Raw genomic sequence first — 20,669 nt, 5'->3', positions numbered from 1 at the left:
CACGGGTGCCGGAGAGCAGACAGGAGCCCAGCATGTCCGACGAACCTCATGGCGACGCCACGACGAACGACGTTCCCGACTCGGATGTGGACGAGATAGACGACGACGGCTACGACGAGCCGCTGATCCCCGAGCCACCGCACCCGATCAACTGGAACTTGCTGAGTGCCGAGGACGCCGAGACCGAGTGGTTGGAGCTCAACCGCTGGGTGGACTGGCTGCGCCATACCTACGGGCTCCCCGCCTCTGTCATCCCGCCCGCCTGGCACATGCACCCCGAGCTGCTGTGGGAGCTGAGCGCGCTGCACCTGCACTGGCTCTGCGCCTACGACCCCGACCAGAACGGCTCCGCGCCGCTCGGCTGGCACCGTGACTTCGCCGATGCCCGGCAGCGGCTCCGTGAATGGGTCGCCGCCTGCGGCACCCGGCTCGACCACGACCGCCCCACCAGGCAGACCGTCTGGCCCGGCGAGGAGCCCGGCGACCCGATCGAGGACATCCCGATCACCGACCGCGACGCCGAGTTCGTGGAGTTCGTCATGGCCGACGTCCAGGCCCGCGGAGAGGCCGAGGACGCCTTCTACCGCGACCTCGACCCAGACGCCGGAGAAGTGTCGTGAGCGACAAGACCGAAGCACTGGTCGTCTCGCCGCTGCTGGACAGTCGTGAGGTCGCCGCGTACTTGAAAGTGTCGGAGTCCACCCTGTCGCGATGGCGTTCGGCCGGGACCGGGCCGCCGTTCCTGCGCCTCGGCGGGATCGCCCGGTATCGGCTCGATGCCGTGGACCGCTGGCTGGGCGCACTGGAACACGATCATGCCCCGGAGAGCTGAGCCGCAGCCGACCGCCGACCCCAAGCCGGTCCCGCCGATCGGTGTGAAGGTCTCCACCGACATGGAGCGTCGCTCCTACGGCATCCGCGCCCGCGCCCGGTGGACGGACCCGACCACCAAGCGCCGGGTGATCCGATCGGAGATCGTGCGGGACGAAGCGGCCGCGCACGCGTTCTTCGACCAGCTCCGCAACTCCTCGACCAAGGGCATGGACGTGTCCATGACGCTGCTGGAGTTCGTCACCTCCATCGGCGACCGATGGGCGCGGGGCCTGGACCCGACCTCCACCGGCGAGACCTACGGGTACGGGCTGAAGCTCCGTGTGCTGCCCGCGCTCGGGCACCTGCCGGTCACCCAGATCACGGCGGGCATCATCGACCGGACCATCGATGAGTGGGAACAGCGCCACGGCGCCTCGACCATCAAGAACACCATCGCCCCGCTCGTGCGGGTGCTCGATGAAGCCGTGCGGGACGGGCTGATCCAGACTAATCCCGCGAAGAACCGCGCAAAGCGGAGCCTGAACCGCAACACCTTCCGCGGGCAGTCTGCCGAACACGCTTCCCCGCGGGCGCACGCGATCCCGGACATGAAGACCCTCAACCGGCTCGCCAGGGCGTGCGGGAAGGTGCATCAGTCCTACAGCGACTTCGTGATGCTCGCCGCGCTGCTCGCCGCACGGTCCTCGGAGGTGTCCGGGTTGCAGGTCGGGGACGTGGACTTCGGCAAGAACCTCGTCGTGATCCGCCGGCAAGTGTTCCCCGGCAAAGGCGGTCTGGTCACTAAGCCGACCAAGAGCCGCAAAGAACGCCGCGTGCCGATCTTCGAACCGCTCCGCCCCGTGCTGGAACGCCTTACCGATGGCAAGCAGGCCGAGGACTCGTTGCTGGTCGGCCCGAAGGGCGGCTACCTCACCACCGCGACCGTCCGCGACGCCACCAACTGGGACGGCATCGTCGCGAAGGTTGGGCTGCCGGACCTCACCCGGCACGGCCTGCGCCACACCGGAGCGACCTGGATGGCCGACGCCGGCATCCCGCTGCACGTCCTCCAAGACATCCTCGGGCACGCCTCGATGGAGACCACTCGCGGCTACCTGCACCCCGACGACCGCCACCTCGCGTCGGCCGCCGAGCAGGCCAACGCCTTCCTCTCCGCAGCCGGACAGCGCAAGCACGCCCGGCGCAGCGGACCCTCGGCCAGGAGCCTGTGATGCGCCCGAGTAGCCGCGCAGGCGTTCTGGTCCCCTTTTGGTCCCCTTATCCACAGGGAAGCGAGCCGAGGCGGTCCGACTCTCCACAGGCGACCGTCCGGCACCACGCCAGGGGACCAGAGGGGGACCACGAAAAACGACCCTCGGATATGACGAAGCCCAGGCGAGAAAACCTGCTCTCACCTGGGCTTTTACGTCGGGCTGACAGGATTTGAACCTGCGACCCCCTGACCCCCAGTCAGGTGCGCTACCAAGCTGCGCCACAGCCCGTGGCATGGATTTTCAGTTGTTCGGGCCGACCAGAGCGGGGTAAACCCCTTAACCCCCAGTCAAGTGCGCTACCAAGCTGCGCCACATCCCGAAGCCTTCGCTTGCGCGAAGACAACTCCCCCATGTTACCCGCTCCCGCCCCCACCCGCGAACCACGGCGGGCGCACGCGCCGAAGACCCCTCGTCGCCACTCAGAGGACGAGCAGGTAGAGCGCGCCGACGATCGTCAGCGCGATGACGATCCACTCGAACACGCGCTGGCTGATGCGCCCGGCGATCCAGCGCCCCGCGAACGCGCCGATGATCACGCCCGGGATGAGTACGAGGTCGATGAGGAGGCCGGGCAGCGTGAGCAGCCCCAGACCGATCGAGAAGGGGAGCTTGATGATGTTCACCGTCGCGAAGAACCATGCCGCGGTGCCCAGGAAGGCCTTGACCGGAAACCGCGCCGCGAGGAAGTACATCGACATGACCGGCCCGCCCGCATTCGCGACCATCGTCGTGAAGCCGCCGAGCGCACCGTAGACGGCCGCGGTCACGCGTCGCGGTGCACCCGCCGTCGGAGCAACCGCAGGGACCACGGCATCCGCTCCCGCCACGGCCCGCGCGGCAACGAACCGCCGCCAGAGCGTGATCGCGACGAGCACGAGCAGAATCACGGCGATCGTCTTGCGTACGCCCGCATCCGACGCGAGCGCGAGAAACAGCGCGCCCAGAAGCAGCCCCGCCACGACCGCCGGCGCCAATTTCAGAAGAGCGGGGATGTCGGCGTGGCGCCGATAGGCCCACAGCGCGAAGAGATCGCCGACGATCAACAGCACGAGAATCGTCCCGGTCGACTGTTTGGCCGGCAGAACGGCCGCGAAGAGTGCGACGGCGATGGTCGTCGCGCCGGGCAGAGCCGCCTTCGACAGTCCGATGATCAGTGCACCGGCGACGAGCATCACCCACGCGAGCCCGGTCAGCTCCGGCACGGCACGCGTTCGATCCTCACATCACCACGCTATCGCGCGCGCCATGGGCGGCCGGATCGACGGATCGCGGCATGTCGTCCTACTCTCGGTGCATGCCCACGATCCCGATCTCCCGCTCGCACACCGGCCCACGCGGTGATGTCGTCGGGCCCGCGGCGGCCGCCCGCGTCGAGGCACTCAGATGACGGATGCTGCGGCGTCGGTGCGCGTGGACAGCTGGCTGTGGGCGATCCGCATCTACAAGACGCGGTCGGCGGCGACATCCGCGTGTCGGGCCGGGCACGTGCGCGTGGGCGGCGAAAAGGCGAAGGCCGCGCAGGCTGTGCGCCCGGGCGACGAACTGCGCGTGCGCATCCACGGGTTCGACCGCATCCTGGTCGTCCGCGCCCCGATCACCAAGCGGGTGAGCGCAGCGGTCGCCGCCACGGCCTACGAGGATCGCACTCCCCCGCCGCCCCCGCGCGAGATGATCCCGAGCGTGCCGATGCGCGATCGCGGCGCGGGACGCCCGACCAAGCGCGAGCGGCGTGACATCGAGAAGCTGCGCGGCCGCGAGCAGGACTAGCGGGTCGCGTCAGGAATCGAGCAGGCCGAGCAGCCAGCCCGCGCCGCGCACCGACGCCCCGGCATCCCGTGCCCGATCGGCAAGACCGCGGTCGCTCGTGACGACTGTCACGTCGAATCCCGAGTCGACCAGCAGCGCCGCCTCGCCGGCGATCGAGTCATCACCCTCGCCGGGCGCGCGCACCGTGCGCACGAGGCCGTCGGTGTCGGCCAGGTCACGCGCGCGCCCCTCGACGACGAGCGTCACCCCGGGGAACCACCTCTCGTGCGGCAGCTCGAGGTCCGCGCCGCGCACGCCCGTCGTCGCGAGCATCTCGAGGCGATCGCGCAGCCGGCCCGCGGCGCCCGCGCGATCGCGCCACCAGCCATCGGGCACCGACCCCACGACGTTCGCCGCATCGACCAGCAGGGCGGGTCGGTGCGCGAGCGCGGCCCGCAGCTCGGGCCACGCGGCGGCGAAACCCGGATGGAGAGGACGCTCGTCGACCTCGTCGAGGGCCACCCACTCCAGCGCATAACTCTCGGGGTCGCTGATGACCGGCTCGAAGCGGATCACGGCATCGGCGACGAGGGTCGTGTACGTCCAGATGCCGAGATCGAGCACGTGCGCGAACCGCGACGCGACGGCGTCCGCGGGCACGCCCGCCTCCTCGCCGGCCTCGCGCAGCGCGCCGTCGAACGCCGACTCGCCCTCGTGGCGCGCGCCGCCGGGAAGACCCCACGTGCCGCCGAAGTGGCTCCACGACACCCGATGCTGAAGCAGGATGCCGCGCTCGGCATCCACCGCCAACAGCCCCGCGGCGCCGAAACGGCCCCAGTACCGCTCTCCCGAATCCGCGATCACCCAGGCGTCGCCGGGGTCGCGCGGTCCGTGCGGACGCCGCGGCTCACCCGGGAGGGACGGCTGGATCGTCATCACCACAGCCTCGCACACCACGACGGGCCCGGCGCGCGGCCATCTGCACGATCCATGGTGCGCATGTAGCCTCCGGAGCCTCACGAGACACCACGGGCACCGCCTCTCGTGCATCTGAGCCCGAGAGCAGTGCCCCCGCGCGGCGGTCAGCGCTGGCGACGCTCCCGCACGCGCATGTTGATCACGATGGGCGACCCCTCGAACCCGAACAGCTCGCGCAGGCGCCGCTGGATGAACCGGCGGTACCCCGGGTCGAGGAACCCGGTGGTGAACAGCACGAACGTCGGCGGCCGGGTCGTAGCCTGCGTGCCGAAGAGGATGCGCGGCTGCTTGCCGCCGCGCAGCGGGTGCGGGTGCTCGGCGACGAGCTCGGAGAGGAACGCGTTGAACTTGCCGGTCGGGATGCGCTGATCCCACGAGTCCAGGGCGGTCTCGAGAGCCGGAACGAGCTTCTCGAGGTGGCGGCCGGTGCGCGCCGAGATGTTGACGCGCGGCGCCCACGCCACGTGCGCGAGGTCCTGCTCGATCTCGCGCTCGAGGTAGCGGCGGCGATCGGCGTTCTCCATGTCGTCGTCGCTGAGGCGATCCCACTTGTTGAAGGCGAGCACGAGCGCGCGCCCCGACTCGAGCACCATGTCGATGATGCGGACGTCCTGCTCGCTGATCGGCTGCGAGACATCGAGCACGACGACGGCGACCTCTGCCTTCTCGAGCGCGGTCGACGTGCGCAGCGACGCATAGAAGTCGGCGCCCTGCTGCAGATGCACACGGCGTCGGATGCCGGCGGTGTCGACCAGCCGCCACAGCTTGCCGCCCAGCTCCACGACTTCGTCGACGGGGTCGCGCGTGGTTCCGGCGAGCTCGTTGACGACGACCCGCTCCTCACCCGCGGCCTTGTTCAGCAGCGACGACTTGCCGACGTTGGGGCGTCCGAGGATCGCCACACGGCGCGGGCCGCCGATCTCGTTCTTCGCGACCGCCGAGACCTCGGGCAGTACCTTCATGACCTCATCGAGCAGGTCCGCCACCCCGCGGCCATGGATCGCCGAGACGGGGTGGGGTTCGCCCAGGCCCAGGTTCCACAGCGCGGCGGCCTCGGGCTCCTGCCGGGCGTCATCGATCTTGTTCGCCACGAGGAAGACGGGCTTGCCGCTGCGGCGCAGCAGCTTCACGACGCTCTCGTCGGTGGATGTCGCACCCACCATCGCGTCGACGACGAACATGACGACATCGCACAGGTCGATCGCAACCTCGGCCTGAGCGGCGACGGAGGCGTCGATCCCGCGGGCGTCGGGCTCCCAGCCGCCGGTGTCGACGAGCGAGAAGCGTCGGTCCATCCACTCGGCCTTGTAGGTCACGCGGTCGCGCGTGACGCCCGGGGTGTCCTCGACGACGGCCTCGCGGCGGCCGAGGATGCGGTTCACGAGCGCGGACTTGCCCACGTTGGGTCGACCCACGATCGCCACCACGGGCAGCGCCGGCAGAAACTCGATGCCGTCGATCCCGCTCTCAAGCCCCGCCAGCAGGGCGGCATCGTCCTCGTCGAGGTCGTAGTCCGACAGCGATGCCCGCAGCGTCGCGGCGCGCTGCTCGACCAACTCGGGATCGAGCTCAGCGAGCTTCTCGGCGAGGTTGTCGGGTGCGCCCTCGTAGTCGTCAGCGCCCATCGCGCACTCCCACTTTCGTGTCGACGACCGCCAGGACGGCGTCGACGGTCTGTTCGAAATCCAGGTCGGTGGAGTCGACGACGTCGACCCCGGGGGCGGCGGTGAGAAAATCCACCACCGCAGAGTCGGAGGCATCGCGTCGGCTGAGCGCCGCGGCCACCGAGGCCACGTCGTGCCCGGTCAGCTCCGCGCTGCGCCGCGCCGCGCGCACCTCCGGCGCCGCCGTGAGCAGCAGGCGCACGGGCGCGTCCGGGGCGACGACGGTCGTGATGTCGCGACCCTCGACGACGATCCCCCGCGGCGCGTTCGCCATGATCTGCCGGAACAGGCCGTTGACCGCCTGCCGGATCGCGGGCACGCGGGCGACACCGCTGACAGCATCCGTCACCCGCGGTTCGCGGATCGCCTCGGTCACATCGACGTCGCCCACGCGCACCCAGTAGTCGCCCGGGTCGGTCGAGATCGCGAAGTCGAAATCTCCGGACGCGTCGAGCACGTCCGATGAGTCGGAGGTGTCGGCACCGCGCGCCAGGATGTGCCAGGCGAGAGCCCGGTAGGCGGCGCCGGTGTCGAGGTAGCCGAAACCGAGCCGGCGGGCGGCCTGCTTGGCCACGCTCGACTTGCCGCTGCCTGCGGGGCCGTCGATCGCGACGACGATCTGTGCGTCGCCCGCGGCGGTGTTCGATTCGATCTCAGTCATGTCCGGTGCTCGCAATCCGCCATCCCCGCTCTTCCAGTCCCGTCACCGCGCGCGCCACCGCCGCCGGGGCGACGCTGATCTCGGCGAGACCGAACTGCGCGCCGGGCGAGTGCTCCAGGCGCAGATCCTCGACGTTCACCTCGAGCTCGCCCAGCTCGCCGAACAGGCGACCGAGCTGGCCCGGAGTGTCGTCGACCATGACGACGATCTGCTCGAACCGGCGGTTCTGGCCGTGTTTGCCGGGCAGACGCTCGACGCCTTCGTTTCCCCGCCGGATGGTGTCGGCCACGGCCCGGCGCGAGCCGGCGGCATCCGGTGCCCGCAGAGCGTCGGCGACCTGCGCGAGGTCGGTGCTCAGAAGATCCAGGATGTCGACGACGGGCGCCGCGTTCGCGCCGAGGATCTGCACCCACAGCTCGGGCGCCGACGCCGCGATGCGGGTCGTGTCGCGCACGCCCTGACCGGCGAGCGAGAGCGCGGTGTCAGGGGCCTCACGGAGGCGAGCGGCGAGCAGGCTTGCGACGATCTGCGGCACGTGCGAGACGAGCGCGACCGAGCGGTCGTGCTCCTCGGGCGTCATCTCGATCGGCGTCGCGCCGAGGTCGAGGGCGAGTCCCTCGACGAGCGCGAGGTCTTCGCGGGAGGTCTCCTCGTCGCGGCACACGACCCACGGCCGGCCGACGAACAGGTCGGAGCGGGCCGAGATCGCGCCGCCGCGCTCGCGCCCCGCGAGCGGATGCGAGCCGATGTAGCGGGTCAGATCGACGCCGCGGCGCCGCAGCTCGAGGTAGGGCTCGAGCTTGACACTCGCGACATCGGTGACGACCGCACCGGGGTGACGGGCGAGCTCGGCGGCGATGACATTCGCGGTGACATCGGGCGGCACCGCCACCACGACCAGCGCGGGGGCGTCGTCCTCGCGCGCGGCGCGGCCGGCGCCGTAGTCGATCGCGAGACGCAGCTGCGCAGGCGAGGTGTCGGCGAGCGCGACGTCGATGCCGCGGGCGGCGAGCGCATGGCCCACGCTCGCGCCGAGCAGGCCCGCGCCGACGACGCGGACGGGTCCCGTTGTGCGCGCGGCGATCCGCGGGGCATGGATGTCGGTCACTCAGATCTCCTGGGGGTTCCGCCCGGGCCGCTCGACGGCGGCTCTTCGGCGGCGAGATCGGCGCCGGGGGCAGGATCGCGGCGCGCGAGAGTCAGAAGCGCACCGCGCTCTACCTTAGTCAACTCCCGCGTCCTGCCCGCTGGGAGGGTTCCCAGGTGCAGTGGGCCGAACTGGCGCCGCACGAGCTCGCGCACGGGGTGGCCGACCTCGGCCATCATTCGTCGCACGATGCGGTTGCGCCCCGAGTGCAGCGTCAGCTCGACGAGGCTCGAGGACCCCGAGGCGTCCAGCAGCCGAGCCTTGTCCGCGGCGATGGGGCCGTCCTCGAGCTCGACCCCGCGGGTCAGGCGGGCGATCGTCTGCGGCAGAACGCGCCCCGCGACCTTGGCGATGTAGACCTTGGTCACGCCGAAGCTCGGATGCGCGAGCACGTGGGCGAGCCCGCCGTCGTTGGTGAGGATCAGCAGCCCGCTCGTCTCCGCGTCGAGCCGCCCGACGTTGTAGAGGCGCTCGGGCCAGTCCGTCGTGAAGCGACGCAGGTCGGGCCGGCCCCGGTCGTCGCTCATCGAGCTGACGACGCCGGTCGGCTTGTTCAGCATCACGTAGCGCTTGGACGCATCGAGCTGGATCGCGGTGCCGTCGACGTCGACGAGGTCGGTCTCGGGATCGATGCGCGAGCCGAGCTCGTCGACGACCTCGCCGTTCACCCGCACGCGACCCTCGAGAATCAGCTGCTCGCTCACCCGCCGCGAGGCGACACCGGCGTTCGCCAGCACCTTCTGCAGCCGCACGCCGTCGGTGGCAGCATCCTGCCCCCTCTCCTGCTCGCCGTGCGCCTCATTCATCGTGTCCTCCTCCTGCTCGCTCGCTGATCGCCGCCCGCCCTCCGGGATGGTGTCCCACTTTTCGTCGCTCAGCGGCCGTAAGAGCGACAGAAGGTGGGACATCCCCCACCCTGCCGCCCGGTGCTGAGGAATGGTGTCCCAAATTCTGTCGCCCAGAGTCCGCCAGAGCGACAGAAAGTGGGACATCGAGGCTCACCGCGGCACCGTCTCATCGAAGCCGTCCGCGCCGTCATCGAGCAGCGGCGAGATCGGCGGCAGCTCGTCGAGCGAATTGATGCCGAGGTTCACCAGCAACGCGTCGGTCGTGCCGTAGTGGATCGCACCCGTGTCGGCGTCGGTGAACACCTCGGTGATGAGGCCCCGCGCAAGCAGCGTTCGCACCACCGAATCGACGTTCACGGCACGGATCGACGCCACCTGCCCGCGGGTGACGGGCTGCTTGTAGGCGATCACGGCGAGGGTCTCGAGCGCGGCCTGCGACAGCCGCGACGGCGCCTGCGTGTTGACGAAGTCGCTCACCAGATCATCGTGCTCTTCGCGCACGTACAGCCGCCACCCACCGCCCACCTCGCGCAGCTCGAACCCGCGCCGCGGTCCCCCGGCACGACCGTCGTAGTCCTCCACGAGACCCTCGATCGCCTGGCGCACGGCGGCGACGGGTGCCGCCACCGCGGTCGCAAGGCTCACGAGGCTCTGCGGCTCCTCGACGATCAGCAGGATCGCCTCGAGGCGACGGGCGACGGATGCTGTCGCCGCAGCCGCAGCGGCGGATCCGGTGCCGGCGGTCCCGGCATCCCGTACACGGTCATCGGTCATAGTCGGCCCCCAGGCTCGCAAGGGTTTCGTCGGACCAGTGCTCGGCGGTCCAGCGGAGGGTGAGCTCTCCGAGTGGCTCGAGCTGCTCGAAGGACAGCGCGGCGTGGCGGTAGAGCTCGAGGACGGAGAGGAAGCGCGCGACGACGACGCCGGGCTGACCTGCGCCGGCGACGAGCTCGCGGAAGGTCAGCGTCTCGGCGCCGCGCAGCAGCGTCACGACGACGGCGGCCTGCTCGCGGATGCTGACCAGCGGCGCGTGCAGATGGTCGAGCCCGACGTGCGGGATCTCGCGCGGCGCGAAGGCGAGCAGCGCGAGGGCTGCGAAGTCGTCGAGACTCAGCGTCCAGACCAGGTCGGGCACGCGGGCGCGGTACTTCTCATCGAGCCGCACCGCGCGGGTGTGCCGGGTGTCCTCGGCCTGCAGGCGCGACGCGAACCATCCCGAGACCTGCTTGAATGCGCGATACTGCAGCAGCCGGGCGAAGAGCAGATCGCGCGCCTCGAGCAGCGCGACCGATTCGGCGTCGACGAGCTCGCCCTGGGGCAGCAGCCCCGCCACCTTCATATCGAGCAGGGTCGCGGCGACCACGAGGAACTCGCTGGCCTGCTCGAGCTCTTCGTCGGGGTCGAGCCCGCGCAGGTAGGCGATGAACTCATCGGTGACGGTACTGAGCGAGACCTCGGTGATGTCGAGCTCGTGCTTGGAGATGAGGTTCAGCAGCAGGTCGAACGGACCGTCGAAACCCTCGAGCGAGACCCGGAATCCGGCGTCGCCGGGGTCTTCGGCATCCGGCGCGTCGTGCGCGGGATCAGGCGACGTCGCCACGGGCGACCAGCTCGCGCGCGAGACGGAGGTACGCCTGGGCGGCGGAGTGCTCCGGCGCGAACTCGATGATCGGCACACCCGACACGGACGCGTCGGGGAACTTCACGGTGCGTCCGATGACGGTCTCGAGCACGTCGTCGCCGAAGGCCTCGACCACCCGCTCGAGCACCTCGCGCGAGTGCAGCGTGCGCGGGTCGTACATCGTCGCCAGCACGCCGTCGAGCTCGATCGCCGGGTTGAGGCGGTCGCGCACCTTGTCGATCGTCTCGATCAGCAGCGCGACACCGCGCAGCGCGAAGAACTCGCACTCGAGTGGGATCAGCACGCCATGGCTCGCGGTGAGCGCGTTGACGGTGAGCAGGCCGAGCGAGGGCTGGCAGTCGATGAGGATGACGTCGTAGTCGCCGGCGACCTTGCGCAGCACGCGCGAGAGGATCGTCTCGCGGGCGACCTCGTTGACCAGGTGCACCTCGGCGGCCGACAGGTCGATGTTGGCCGGCAGCACGTCGAGGTTCTCGACGTGCGAGTGCACGATGGCATCTGCGGGGTCGCGCTTGGTGTCGAGCAGCAGATCGTACACGGTGGGCACGTCGTGGGTCTGGATGCCGAGCCCGGCCGACAGGGCCCCCTGAGGATCGAAGTCCACGGCCAGCACCCGCCGCCCGTAGCTGGCGAGGGCCGCCGCGAGGTTGATCGTCGTCGTGGTCTTGCCGACCCCGCCCTTCTGGTTGCAGAGGGCGATGATGCGGGCCGGACCGTGCGCGTCGAGCGGCGGCGGGGTGGGAAATCCCCGGTAGGGGCGGCCGGTGGCGCCGACGGGTGCGTCGTCGCCGGAGGAGGCCCTCTTCGTGCCTCGCGCGCTGCCCGCCACCGATACTCCTGACTTGTCCATGACCTCGGTCGATTCTAGTCACGTGGGCCCGCCGGGGCCGGGGCGGCATGCCGCCCGCGCGCGTCCCGACCTCGGCGCACCCCACCGAGCCGCCCCGCGCCGACGTCAGCGCGCGCGGGGATGCGCTCCGGCGTACACGTCGCGCAGCGCGTCGACCGTGACGTGCGTGTAGATCTGGGTCGTCGCCACGGAGGCGTGCCCGAGCAGCTCCTGCACGACACGCACGTCCGCACCGCCCTGCAGCAGATGCGTCGCGAAGGAGTGCCGCAGCGTGTGCGGCGACACGTGCGCGGCCAGCCCCGCCCGCTCGGCCGCCGCCTGCAGCACCAGCCAGGCGCTCTGCCGCGACAGCGGCGCCCCGCGCGCACCGAGGAAGAGCCGCGGTGTCGCCCGGCCCCTCGCGGCGAGCGCCGGCCGCACACGGGTGAGGTAGGCATCCACCGCGTCACGCGCGTACGATCCGATCGGCACGATGCGCTCCTTACCGCCCTTGCCGCGCAGCCGCAGCGCCTCGCCGTGCGCGAGGTCGTCGACATCCAGCCCCACGGCCTCGGAGACCCGCGCGCCCGTCGCGTACAGCAGTTCGAGCAGGGCCCGGTCGCGCACTCCGATCGGGTCATCGGCCGGCGGGGCCTGCACGAGCGCCGCGACCTGATCGATCGTCAGGGCTTTGGGCAGGCGCTGCGCGGCCTTGGGCGGGCGCAGCCGCGCCGACGGGTCGTCGGTCTCGATACCCTCTCGCGCGAGAAAGCGGTGCAGGCCCCGCACCGAGGACTGCCTGCGCGCGAGGCTCGACGCGGCAGGTCTCGGCTCGGTCGATGCCGCCGCGGCCGCGTACCGAGAGACCACCTCGGGGGTGATCTGCGCGGTGTCGTCGATGCCGTCGGCGGCGAGCCACGCGGAGTACTCGGCCAGGTCGCGCCGGTACGCGGCGAGGGTGTGCTCCGACAGCCCCCGCTCGACCGACACGTGGCGCAGGTACGCCGAGATCGCCCGGTCGACGCGCACGCGGCGCCTACTGCCCCGCGGATCCGCCCGCGCGACGCAGGCGCTCGGCCGCGGTGAGCACGCCGACCGCGAGGATCGCATTGTGCATGCGCCCCTCGAGGACCGCCGACACGGCGACATCGAGGTCGACCCACTCGAGGCGGATGTCGGCCTCCTCCGCTTCGCGCGCGTGCACCTCGGGGGCGGCGGCAAGCTCGCGGGCGAGGAAGATGTGCACCGTCTCGTCGCTGCCGCCGGGGGTGGTGCGGATGCTGATCAGCGGCTCCCACGACGCCGCGACGAGGTCGGCCTCCTCGGCCAGCTCGCGGCGGGCGGTGTCGACGTGCGCCTCGCCCCGCACATCGAGCAGTCCGGCCGGGATCTCCCAGTCGCGGGAGCGGATCGGATGCCGATACTGCTGCAGCAGGAGGACGCGGCCCTCGTCGTCGATCGCGACGACCGCGACGGCGCCCGTGTGGTCGACGTAGTCCCGCACCGTGGACTCGCCGTTGTAGACGAACTCGTCGCGCCGGACATCCCACACCCGGCCGTCGAACACGACGTCGCTGGCGGTGATCGGCACCTCGAGCGGCTCGTCGCGCAGCTCACGCAGGTCGCGAGCCGATGACGCGGGGACCGTGTGCTCCGGCACGGCGGTGGGCTCAGGCATCCGCGCCCTGCTCCACGTCGAAGAGCTCGCTCGAGCGATGGCGCTCGAGCGCCGCCCCGACCAGGCCGCGGAACAGCGGGTGCGGAGCCGTGGGACGCGAGCGCAGCTCGGGGTGGGCCTGCGTGGCGACGTAGAAGGGATGCACGTCGCGAGGCAGCTCGACGTACTCGACCAGGTTGCGATCCGGCGAGAGTCCCGAGAAGATCAGGCCGGTCTCGGCCAGACGGTCGCGGTAGGCGTTGTTGACCTCGTACCGGTGACGGTGACGCTCCGACGCCTGCGGCGCACCGTACAGCTCGGCCGCCAGCGACCCCTCGCGCAGATCGGCCGTGTAGAGACCGAGCCGCATCGTGCCGCCGAGATCGCCGCCGGCGATGATGTCGACCTGCTCGGCCATCGTCGCGATGACCGGAAACTCGGTGTCGGGGTCGAATTCGCTCGAGGACGCGCCCGCGAGCCCCGCCTTGTTGCGCGCGTACTCGATGACCATGCACTGCAGGCCCAGACACAGCCCGAGCGTCGGGATCCCCTGCTCGCGGGCGAAGCGAAGGGCGCCGAGCTTGCCCTCGATGCCCCGGATGCCGAAGCCGCCCGGCACGCAGATGCCGTCGACGTCGGCGAGGGCCTTCGCGGCCCCCTCGGGCGTCTCGCAGAGGTCGGAGGGGATCCAGCGCAGCGACACGTGGGTCTCGTGCGCGAACCCGCCCGCCTTGATCGCCTCGGTGACCGAGAGATAGGCGTCGGGCAGGTCGATGTACTTGCCGACGAGGCCGATCGTGACCTCGTGCTTGGGGTTGTGCACGGCGCTCAGCACCCGCTGCCAACGCGACCAGTCCACGTCGCCCGCGTGGCCGAGTCCGAGGGCGTGGACGAGGTAGGCGTCCAGTCCCTGCTCGTGCAGCATCGTGGGGATGTCGTAGATGCTCGGCACGTCGACCGCGTTGACGACCGCATCCTCGTCGACGTCGCACATGAGCGCGATCTTGCGCTTGTTGGACTCGGTGACGGGGCGGTCGCTGCGCAGCACGAGCGCGTCGGGCTGGATGCCGATCGAGCGCAGCGTCGCGACGGAATGCTGGGTCGGCTTGGTCTTCTGCTCACCGGACGCGCCCATGAACGGCACGAGGGAGACGTGCACGAAGAAGACGTTGCCGCGGCCGAGCTCGTGGCGGATCTGGCGCGCGGATTCGATGAAGGGCTGGGATTCGATGTCGCCGACCGTGCCGCCGATCTCGGTGATGATGACGTCCGGCTGGGGATCCTCGTCGGCCTGCAGGCGCATGCGGCGCTTGATCTCGTCCGTGATGTGCGGGATCACCTGCACCGTGTCGCCCAGATACTCCCCGCGCCGCTCGCGCGCGATCACCTGCGAGTAGATCTGCCCCGTCGTCACGTTCGCCGACTGGCCGAGGTCGATGTCGAGGAACCGCTCGTAGTGCCCGATGTCGAGGTCGGTCTCGGCGCCGTCGTCGGTCACGAAGACCTCGCCGTGCTGGAACGGGTTCATCGTGCCCGGATCGACGTTCAGATACGGGTCGAGCTTCTGCATGACCACGCGCAGACCGCGCGCGGTGAGAAGGTTTCCGAGGCTGGCGGCGGTCAGACCTTTGCCCAGAGAGGAGACGACACCACCCGTCACGAAGATGTGCTTGGTGATGCCGTTCGATGTTCCCGATGCTGTGTCCGCCACGGGCTTCGATCCTATCAGGCGCCCGCGGGCGCCAGCTCGAGCAGCTCCCGCGCATGCTCGAGCGCCGCGGCCGAGTCGGGCAGTCCCGACAGCAGCCGCGCCATCTCGGCCTCGCGATCCGCGCCGTCGAGGCGGCGCACGCTGGATGCCGTCACCGAGCCGTCGTTCTCCTTCACGACGGACAGGTGATTGGTGGCGAACGCGGCCACCTGCGCGAGGTGCGTGACGACGATGACCTGGGATGCTGCGGCCAGGCGCGCGAGCCGACGCCCGATCTCGATCGCCGCCGCTCCCCCGATCCCCGCATCGATCTCGTCGAACACGAACGTGGGAACCGGGTCCACCGACGCGATGACGACCTCGATCGCCAGCATGACGCGACTGAGCTCCCCGCCCGATGCGCTCTTGGCGACGGGGCGGGGCTCGGACCCGGGATGCGGGGCGAGCAGAAGGGAGACCTCGTCGCGGCCGTCCTGCCCGGGCGTCCCCGGCGCGATCGTGACCTGCATCCGGGCATCGGGCATGGCGAGCGCGCGCAGCTCTTCGGTCACCGCGTCGCCGAGGGCGGCGGCGGCCGCGGCACGGCGCCGGGTCAGCAGGTCGGCGGCGTCGTCGAGGGCGGCGGCGGCAGCATCCCGCTGCTCGCGCAGGACGGCGACACGCTCGTCGTCGCCATCGAGCTCGAGCAGGCGTTCGCCACCGGTGCGCGCGAGCTCGATCACCTCGTCGAGCGACGTCCCGTGATGGCGGATGAGCGTCGACAGCGCGGCACGACGGTCTTCGATCGCGGCGAGCTCGGCCGGGCCGGTCTCGTCGAGATCGGCGAGGTAGCCGGAGAGGTCGCCGGCCACTTCGGCGATTCGGAATCCGATCTCCGCGACCTGCTCCGCGAGCCCCGCGAGCGTCTCGTCGTGGTCGCCGGCCCGCTCGAGCGCGCGCCGGGCCTCACCGGCCAGGGCGGAGACGTCGATCGCATCGGCCTCGGACGACAGCGCCTCGCGCGCCGTCAGCGCCGCGGCGCGCAGCTCCTCGACGTGCGCGAGTCGCTCCGCACGCTGCGACAGCTCGGCGTCTTCGCCGTGTTGCGGCGCGACGGCCTCGATCTCCTCGAGCGCCTCGCGCAGGGCCTGCGCCTCGGCGAGGCGCGCGTCGCGGTCGGCTTCGAGAGCACTCGCCTCGGCATTCAGTCCGCGCCAGCGGTGCCATGCCTCGCGGTAGGAGGCGAGGGCCGCACGCACCTCGTCTCCGCCGAAACGATCGAGGGCCTCGCGTTGAGCCGCCTGTGAGCGCAGCCGCAGCTGGTCCGTCTGGCCGTGCACGACGACGAGGTCGTCGGCGAGATCGGCAAGCACCCCGGCGGGGGCGGCGCGCCCGCCCACGCTCGCCCGGCTGCGCCCCTCGGCCGTGACGGTGCGCCCGATGTAGAGCTCTGCCCGGTCGGCGCCCGCGGGTTCGAGGTCTCCCCCCGCCTCGCGCACCCGATCGGCGACGCTGCCCTCGGCGGCCACCAGCCACACCCCGGTCACCTCGGCCTGAGCGGCGCCCGAGCGGACGACCCCGGAATCGGCGCGCTGACCGAGCAGCAGGCCGAGGCCGCTGACGACCATCGTCTTGCCGGCGCCGGTCTCGCCCGTGATCGCCGTGAAGCCTGGCCCGAGCGGCAGGGTCGCCTCGGCGATCACCCCGAACCCCCGCAGCCGCATCTCCTCGATCACGCCGCTCCCCCCGCGGGGTCGATGTGATCGGCCGGGCCGCGCCACCCCGTCACGGGCAGACGGAACTTGCGGACGAGGCGATCGGTGAACGCGGCCGGGTGCAGGCGGGCCAGGCGCACGGGCTCGTCCGAGCGGTGCACGACCACACGCGCCCCCGGGGGCAGATCGTGCGAGCGGCGGCCGTCGCACCACAGGATGCCGGTGCCGTTGGTGCGCTCGAGGACCTCGATCGCGACCGAGGCCTCGGGTCCGACGACGAGGGGCTTGGCGAACAGGGCGTGCGCCGAGAGCGGGACGACGGCGATCGCCTCGACGCTCGGCCAGATCACGGGACCGCCGGCGGAGAAGTTGTAGGCGGTCGAGCCGGTCGGCGTCGAGACGACCATCCCGTCGCATCCGAAGGTGGACAGCGGTCGACCGTCGATCGCGACGACGACCTCCAGCATCCGCTCTCTGCTCGCCTTCTCGACGGTCGCCTCGTTCAGTGCCCAGGTCTCGTAGATCGTCGTGTCGGACGCGTCTTCGACCCGCACGGCGAGGGCCATGCGCCGTTCGACGCCGTAGTCGCGCGAGATCGCGCGCCGCACCGCGTCGTCCATGTCGTCGCGTTCGATCTCGGCAAGGAACCCGACGTGCCCCATGTTGATGCCGAGCACCGGGGCGGTGCCGCCGCGCACGAGCTCGGCGGCGCGCAGGATCGTGCCGTCACCGCCCAGCACGATGGCCAGCTCGAGCTCGCCGACCGCGACGTCCACGCCGAGCGTCGCCGTCGTCGGCACCCGCGCGATGACCGCATCGAGCTCGACGCGGTCGCTCGCCGCCAGCACCGGGCGGGCACCTGCGGCGGCGAGGGCCTCGGCGACCCGGAGTGCGGCGGCGACGGTGTCATCGCGCAGCGCATGGGCGACGACCAGGATGTTGCGCGCGCCCGTCATCCCACTCCCGCCAGTCGATTCACCGTGCTGATCCATTCTGTCGGATTGCCCGTCTCCCGGTCGCCGCGCGCGCGCATCCAGGCGACGTACTCGGCGTTGCCGTGGGTGCCGACGATGGGCGAGGCGATCACCCCGTGGGTGCCCAGCCCCGCATCCCACGCGCTCCAGAGCACGCCGCAGACGGCGTCGGCGCGCAAGCCCGGATCGGTGACGAGACCGCCCTTGACGGCGGTACGGCCCACTTCGAACTGCGGTTTGATCAGCAGCAGGATGTCGGCGTCCGGGCCAGCCGTACGCTCGACCGCGGGCAGCACGTACCGCAACGAGATGAAGGAGAGGTCGCCGGTCACCAGCTCGGGCGCGTCGGACCGGCCGCACGCCTGAGCGAGCGAAGCGCGGTCCATGTCACGCACGTTGTAGCCCTCGACGGCGATCACGCCGGCGTCCTCCCGAATCGAGGGGGCGAGCTGACCGTGCCCCACATCGACCGCGATGACGGGATCTGCGCCGCGCTCCCGCAGCACCTGGGTGAAGCCGCCCGTGGAGGCACCCATATCCAGCGCGACCCGACCGGAGGGGTCGAGCGAGAAGGCGTCGAGCGCCGCCAGGAGCTTGTGCGCGGCGCGGCTGACGTAGTGGTCCGCGCCGGCGACCGCGATCTCGGCGGACTCCTCGACCCGGGTGGATGCTTTCACCACAGCAGATCCGTCGACGCTGACGAGTCCCTCGGAGATGAGTGTGGCGGCGTGGGTGCGGGATCGAGCGAGGCCGCGAGCGGCGAGGGCGGCGTCCAGCCGCTGCGTCACGGCGCCCCGCCGGCGCGGGGGTCGGCCAGCGTTCCCGAGCCCTCGAGCGCGCGGCTGAGCTCTTCGTGCAGAACCGCGTAGGCTGCTGCGCGGTCGCCGAGCGGCTGCTGCTCGACGACCCGGAGACGTGAGACCAGGCTGTCGTCGGGGCCGTTGCCGGCGGAGGTGTCGGTCACGCCCCCCAGGATACGGCGAGGGTGCGACGCCGAGGCCGCATCAGGGCCGATGGAACGGATCGGCGTAGAGCTGCTCGGGCACGCGGAGACCGAAGATCGCGCGACCGGACGACCAGATCGCGTGCGCTCCGGCGCGAAGCAGATCGATCGGGCGCGTGCCCTCGGTCACGATCTCGACATCGGCGCCGGAGATGCGTACCGTCGCATCGCCGACCGACACTGCCCCGTCGCGATCACGCGTGCGCACCCGCGGATAGGGCGTGTGCAGCTCGCGAAGGTCGCCGACGATGTAGTCGGGGCGCGACGTCGGCGGCGCCGCCAGCAGGTGCTTCGGCCGATCGATGCCGGTGAGCACGAGCACGGACGGGATGCCGGCGCTCTGGGCGCCCTGGATGTCGGTGTCGAGGCGGTCGCCGATGAACAGCGGGCTGCCGGCGCCGAAGCGACTGATCGCCTCGGCGAAGATGGGCGTTTCCGGTTTGCCCGCCACGGTGGCGAGACGTCCGACCGCGGTGTGCACCGCGGAGACGAGTGTGCCGTTTCCCGGCGCGATGCCGCGTGCCTGCGGAATGGTCCAGTCGGTGTTCGTGGCGATCCACGGGATGCCGCCTTCGTCCTCGGGCACGGCCAGAGCGTAGGCGGCCTCGGCCAGCTGAGCCCAGCCGACTTCGGGCGCGAAGCCCTGCACGACCGCGGCAGGAGCGTCGTCCGCGCTGCGCGTCACGACGTACCCCGCCTTCTCGACCTCGACCACGAGCCCCTCGCCGCCCACGACGAGGATGCGGGCGCCGGGTGCCACACGTTCCCGCAGCAGTCGCATCGCAGCCTGGGGGCTTGTGATGACGTCCGCAGGCTCGGCGGGCAGGCCGAGTTCGCGCAGCTGCGCGGCGACGGTCGCATCGGTGCGCGAGGCGTTGTTCGTGATGTATCCGAGACGACGCGTGCGCGCGGCTTCGGTGAGCGAGTCGACCGCGTAGGGCAACGCCTTGTGGCCGGCGTAGACCACCCCATCAAGATCGGCGAGCACGGCGTCGACGCCGTCGAGCGGCGTGCGCTCAGGCTGCGCGCGGGAGAACAGCGCCATCAGCGCTCGCCTTCGGCGTCCGTCACGTCGTCGTCGGCCTCGTCGCCATCGGTGGCCTCTTCTTCGACTTCTATAACCTCGATCACCTCGCCAGGCTCCGACGCGTCCAGCGCCTCCGCCGCGACGGCCGCGCGCCGCGACCAGAGCGCCGCCTCATCCAGCCGCCCGAGCTCTTCCAGCACGGCGGCCCGCGCGGCGAACAGACCCGGGCTCCACGCGAAAGCGCGATCGGGATCGAGTTCCGGGATGTCGAGTTCGAGCAGCGCCCGCTCGGTCTCTCCCAGGTCGAGCCGCGCGCCCGACATCGCGATCGCCAACTCCACGCGCGCGTCCACGGGCAGAGCGGCACGGTCCACGCTGCGGCCGACCTCGAGGGCACGATCGGCACGCCCCACACCGCGTTCGCTGTCGACCATCAAAGCGATCTGATCGTCACTGCCGGAGATCCGGCGATACGTGCGGAGTTCGCGCAGGGCGAGCGCGAAGTCGCCCGTCGCGTAGGCCGTGATCGCGAGAGACTCCCGCACGACAGCGACCCGACCGGCCCGCCGGGAAGCGGCGAGGGCGTGCTCGTGTGCCAGGGCGGGGTCGTCGTCGATCAGCTGTGATGCCATCGCCAGATGGCGGGCGACGGTATCGGCGTTCTCCTTGCTCAGCGTCTTCAGCTCGTTGCGCGCCGCGGGGTGCAGGTCCCTCGCCGTGATCTCCTCGGGCAGGAGAGGGTCTCCGTGACGGTTCACGCCCTCCCGCGAGGAATCCATCGCACCGCGTGCGGGCGGTCGCGCACCGTCGCGGCGGTCGGGCCGTCCGCCGTCCCGCCTCTCGTACGGCTTGCGAGACGCATCACCGTCACGCTTCGCGTAGGGCTTGCGTGGCGCATCACCGTCACGCTTCGCGTAGGGCTTGCGTGGCGCATCACCGTCTCGCTTCACGTACGGCTTGCGCGGCGCGTCACCGTCTCGGCCGCCCCGCGGCGCGCGCCG

The 20,669-nt window shown here is 71.3% G+C and carries 22 protein-coding genes and 1 tRNA gene; 4 read left to right on the top strand and 19 right to left on the bottom strand.

The genetic code is table 11. The features are described 5' to 3' along the window. Positions 1–32 precede the first annotated feature (32 nt). Genes AB2L57_RS07720 through AB2L57_RS07710 form a run of 3 tightly spaced genes read left to right on the top strand, consistent with a single transcriptional unit; the run spans position 33 to position 2,045 of the window. Positions 33–620, top strand: coding sequence for a hypothetical protein (locus AB2L57_RS07720; RefSeq protein WP_409048457.1), 588 nt, complete (start codon positions 33–35; stop codon positions 618–620). Then, on the top strand, positions 617–832 hold the full coding sequence (locus AB2L57_RS07715; RefSeq protein WP_409048456.1) for a helix-turn-helix transcriptional regulator: 216 nt from the start codon (positions 617–619) through the stop codon (positions 830–832). The genes AB2L57_RS07720 and AB2L57_RS07715 overlap by 4 nt, the downstream gene beginning before the upstream one ends. Further along, positions 816–2,045, top strand: coding sequence for a tyrosine-type recombinase/integrase (locus AB2L57_RS07710; RefSeq protein ID WP_409048455.1), 1,230 nt, complete (start codon positions 816–818; stop codon positions 2,043–2,045). The genes AB2L57_RS07715 and AB2L57_RS07710 overlap by 17 nt, the downstream gene beginning before the upstream one ends. 196 nt (positions 2,046–2,241) lie before the next feature. On the opposite strand, the gene AB2L57_RS07705 is transcribed toward AB2L57_RS07710, so the two are convergent. Together AB2L57_RS07705 and AB2L57_RS07700 are read right to left on the bottom strand one after the other, a co-directional pair. Beyond that, a tRNA-Pro gene (locus AB2L57_RS07705) sits at positions 2,242–2,315 on the bottom strand. A gap of 191 nt (positions 2,316–2,506) precedes the next feature. Next, complete coding sequence (locus tag AB2L57_RS07700) at positions 2,507–3,289, bottom strand: sulfite exporter TauE/SafE family protein (protein ID WP_409048454.1); 783 nt, start codon at positions 3,287–3,289, stop codon at positions 2,507–2,509. A 181-nt stretch (positions 3,290–3,470) separates the two neighbouring features. Here AB2L57_RS07700 and AB2L57_RS07695 point away from each other — a divergent pair, with 181 nt between their 5' ends. After that, positions 3,471–3,854: an RNA-binding S4 domain-containing protein gene (locus AB2L57_RS07695; RefSeq protein WP_292814061.1), complete on the top strand. Its 384-nt coding sequence runs from the start codon at positions 3,471–3,473 to the stop codon at positions 3,852–3,854. Positions 3,855–3,863: 9 nt separating this feature from the next. Here the strand turns inward: AB2L57_RS07695 and AB2L57_RS07690 are convergent, their stop codons facing one another. From AB2L57_RS07690 to AB2L57_RS07610, 17 genes are all read right to left on the bottom strand, one after another. Next, complete coding sequence (locus AB2L57_RS07690) at positions 3,864–4,769, bottom strand: NUDIX domain-containing protein (RefSeq protein WP_409048453.1); 906 nt, start codon at positions 4,767–4,769, stop codon at positions 3,864–3,866. Positions 4,770–4,915: 146 nt separating this feature from the next. Continuing rightward, positions 4,916–6,436: a ribosome biogenesis GTPase Der gene (gene der, locus AB2L57_RS07685; RefSeq protein WP_292814057.1), complete on the bottom strand. Its 1,521-nt coding sequence runs from the start codon at positions 6,434–6,436 to the stop codon at positions 4,916–4,918. Next, the gene (gene cmk, locus AB2L57_RS07680; protein WP_409048452.1) at positions 6,426–7,136 is read right to left on the bottom strand and encodes a (d)CMP kinase; all 711 of its coding nucleotides are present in this window, start codon (positions 7,134–7,136) and stop codon (positions 6,426–6,428) included. Before cmk ends, der begins: the two co-directional genes overlap by 11 nt. Next, complete coding sequence (locus AB2L57_RS07675) at positions 7,129–8,244, bottom strand: prephenate dehydrogenase (RefSeq protein ID WP_409048451.1); 1,116 nt, start codon at positions 8,242–8,244, stop codon at positions 7,129–7,131. The genes cmk and AB2L57_RS07675 overlap by 8 nt, the downstream gene beginning before the upstream one ends. Next, positions 8,241–9,089 (bottom strand): pseudouridine synthase, encoded by an 849-nt coding sequence (locus AB2L57_RS07670; protein ID WP_409048450.1) that lies wholly within the window; start codon positions 9,087–9,089, stop codon positions 8,241–8,243. Before AB2L57_RS07670 ends, AB2L57_RS07675 begins: the two co-directional genes overlap by 4 nt. A 192-nt stretch (positions 9,090–9,281) precedes the next feature. Continuing rightward, positions 9,282–9,905, bottom strand: coding sequence for an SMC-Scp complex subunit ScpB (gene scpB, locus AB2L57_RS07665; protein WP_409048449.1), 624 nt, complete (start codon positions 9,903–9,905; stop codon positions 9,282–9,284). Next, the gene (locus AB2L57_RS07660; RefSeq protein ID WP_409048448.1) at positions 9,895–10,731 is read right to left on the bottom strand and encodes a segregation and condensation protein A; all 837 of its coding nucleotides are present in this window, start codon (positions 10,729–10,731) and stop codon (positions 9,895–9,897) included. The genes scpB and AB2L57_RS07660 overlap by 11 nt, the downstream gene beginning before the upstream one ends. After that, positions 10,715–11,623 (bottom strand): ParA family protein, encoded by a 909-nt coding sequence (locus AB2L57_RS07655; RefSeq protein WP_292814378.1) that lies wholly within the window; start codon positions 11,621–11,623, stop codon positions 10,715–10,717. The genes AB2L57_RS07660 and AB2L57_RS07655 overlap by 17 nt, the downstream gene beginning before the upstream one ends. A gap of 105 nt (positions 11,624–11,728) precedes the next feature. Then, positions 11,729–12,631, bottom strand: coding sequence for a site-specific tyrosine recombinase XerD (xerD, locus tag AB2L57_RS07650; RefSeq protein ID WP_409048447.1), 903 nt, complete (start codon positions 12,629–12,631; stop codon positions 11,729–11,731). A 7-nt stretch (positions 12,632–12,638) separates the two neighbouring features. After that, positions 12,639–13,280, bottom strand: a complete 642-nt coding sequence (locus AB2L57_RS07645; protein ID WP_409048446.1) for an NUDIX domain-containing protein — start codon at positions 13,278–13,280, stop codon at positions 12,639–12,641. Then, positions 13,273–14,970, bottom strand: coding sequence for a CTP synthase (locus AB2L57_RS07640; protein ID WP_292814386.1), 1,698 nt, complete (start codon positions 14,968–14,970; stop codon positions 13,273–13,275). The genes AB2L57_RS07645 and AB2L57_RS07640 overlap by 8 nt, the downstream gene beginning before the upstream one ends. A 14-nt stretch (positions 14,971–14,984) precedes the next feature. Continuing rightward, positions 14,985–16,685: a DNA repair protein RecN gene (recN, locus tag AB2L57_RS07635; RefSeq protein WP_409048445.1), complete on the bottom strand. Its 1,701-nt coding sequence runs from the start codon at positions 16,683–16,685 to the stop codon at positions 14,985–14,987. After that, positions 16,682–17,620, bottom strand: coding sequence for an NAD kinase (locus AB2L57_RS07630; protein WP_409048444.1), 939 nt, complete (start codon positions 17,618–17,620; stop codon positions 16,682–16,684). Before AB2L57_RS07630 ends, recN begins: the two co-directional genes overlap by 4 nt. Continuing rightward, a complete protein-coding gene (locus AB2L57_RS07625) occupies positions 17,617–18,426 on the bottom strand; it encodes a TlyA family RNA methyltransferase (RefSeq protein WP_409048443.1) in 810 nt (269 codons plus the stop codon). Before AB2L57_RS07625 ends, AB2L57_RS07630 begins: the two co-directional genes overlap by 4 nt. After that, positions 18,423–18,602: a hypothetical protein gene (locus tag AB2L57_RS07620; protein WP_409048442.1), complete on the bottom strand. Its 180-nt coding sequence runs from the start codon at positions 18,600–18,602 to the stop codon at positions 18,423–18,425. The genes AB2L57_RS07625 and AB2L57_RS07620 overlap by 4 nt, the downstream gene beginning before the upstream one ends. 40 nt (positions 18,603–18,642) lie before the next feature. Continuing rightward, positions 18,643–19,686 carry an HAD-IIA family hydrolase gene (locus AB2L57_RS07615; RefSeq protein WP_409048441.1) on the bottom strand — a complete coding sequence of 348 codons (1,044 nt, stop codon included), beginning with the start codon at positions 19,684–19,686 and terminating at the stop codon, positions 18,643–18,645. Further along, entirely contained in the window at positions 19,686–20,426 is a 741-nt protein-coding gene (locus AB2L57_RS07610; protein WP_409048440.1) for a hypothetical protein, read from the bottom strand. The genes AB2L57_RS07615 and AB2L57_RS07610 overlap by 1 nt, the downstream gene beginning before the upstream one ends. Positions 20,427–20,669 lie beyond the last annotated feature (243 nt).

This window comes from Microbacterium sp. HA-8 (assembly GCF_046111165.1).
In the GTDB taxonomy this organism is placed as follows: Bacteria; Actinomycetota; Actinomycetes; order Actinomycetales; family Microbacteriaceae; genus Microbacterium.
The sequence above is the reverse complement of the archived record's forward strand: the minus strand, read 5'-3'. Positions and strand labels throughout refer to the sequence as shown.

Coding starts and splice junctions, on each gene's coding strand:
- AB2L57_RS07720 (WP_409048457.1), top strand. CDS start 33: ATGTCCGACGAACCTCATGGCGACGCCACGACGAACGACGTTCCCGAC.
- AB2L57_RS07710 (WP_409048455.1), top strand. CDS start 816: ATGCCCCGGAGAGCTGAGCCGCAGCCGACCGCCGACCCCAAGCCGGTC.
- AB2L57_RS07695 (WP_292814061.1), top strand. CDS start 3,471: ATGACGGATGCTGCGGCGTCGGTGCGCGTGGACAGCTGGCTGTGGGCG.
- AB2L57_RS07690 (WP_409048453.1), bottom strand. CDS start 4,769: ATGACGATCCAGCCGTCCCTCCCGGGTGAGCCGCGGCGTCCGCACGGA.
- der (WP_292814057.1), bottom strand. CDS start 6,436: ATGGGCGCTGACGACTACGAGGGCGCACCCGACAACCTCGCCGAGAAG.
- cmk (WP_409048452.1), bottom strand. CDS start 7,136: ATGACTGAGATCGAATCGAACACCGCCGCGGGCGACGCACAGATCGTC.
- AB2L57_RS07670 (WP_409048450.1), bottom strand. CDS start 9,089: ATGAATGAGGCGCACGGCGAGCAGGAGAGGGGGCAGGATGCTGCCACC.
- scpB (WP_409048449.1), bottom strand. CDS start 9,905: ATGACCGATGACCGTGTACGGGATGCCGGGACCGCCGGCACCGGATCC.
- AB2L57_RS07655 (WP_292814378.1), bottom strand. CDS start 11,623: ATGGACAAGTCAGGAGTATCGGTGGCGGGCAGCGCGCGAGGCACGAAG.
- AB2L57_RS07645 (WP_409048446.1), bottom strand. CDS start 13,280: ATGCCTGAGCCCACCGCCGTGCCGGAGCACACGGTCCCCGCGTCATCG.
- AB2L57_RS07630 (WP_409048444.1), bottom strand. CDS start 17,620: ATGACGGGCGCGCGCAACATCCTGGTCGTCGCCCATGCGCTGCGCGAT.
- AB2L57_RS07615 (WP_409048441.1), bottom strand. CDS start 19,686: ATGGCGCTGTTCTCCCGCGCGCAGCCTGAGCGCACGCCGCTCGACGGC.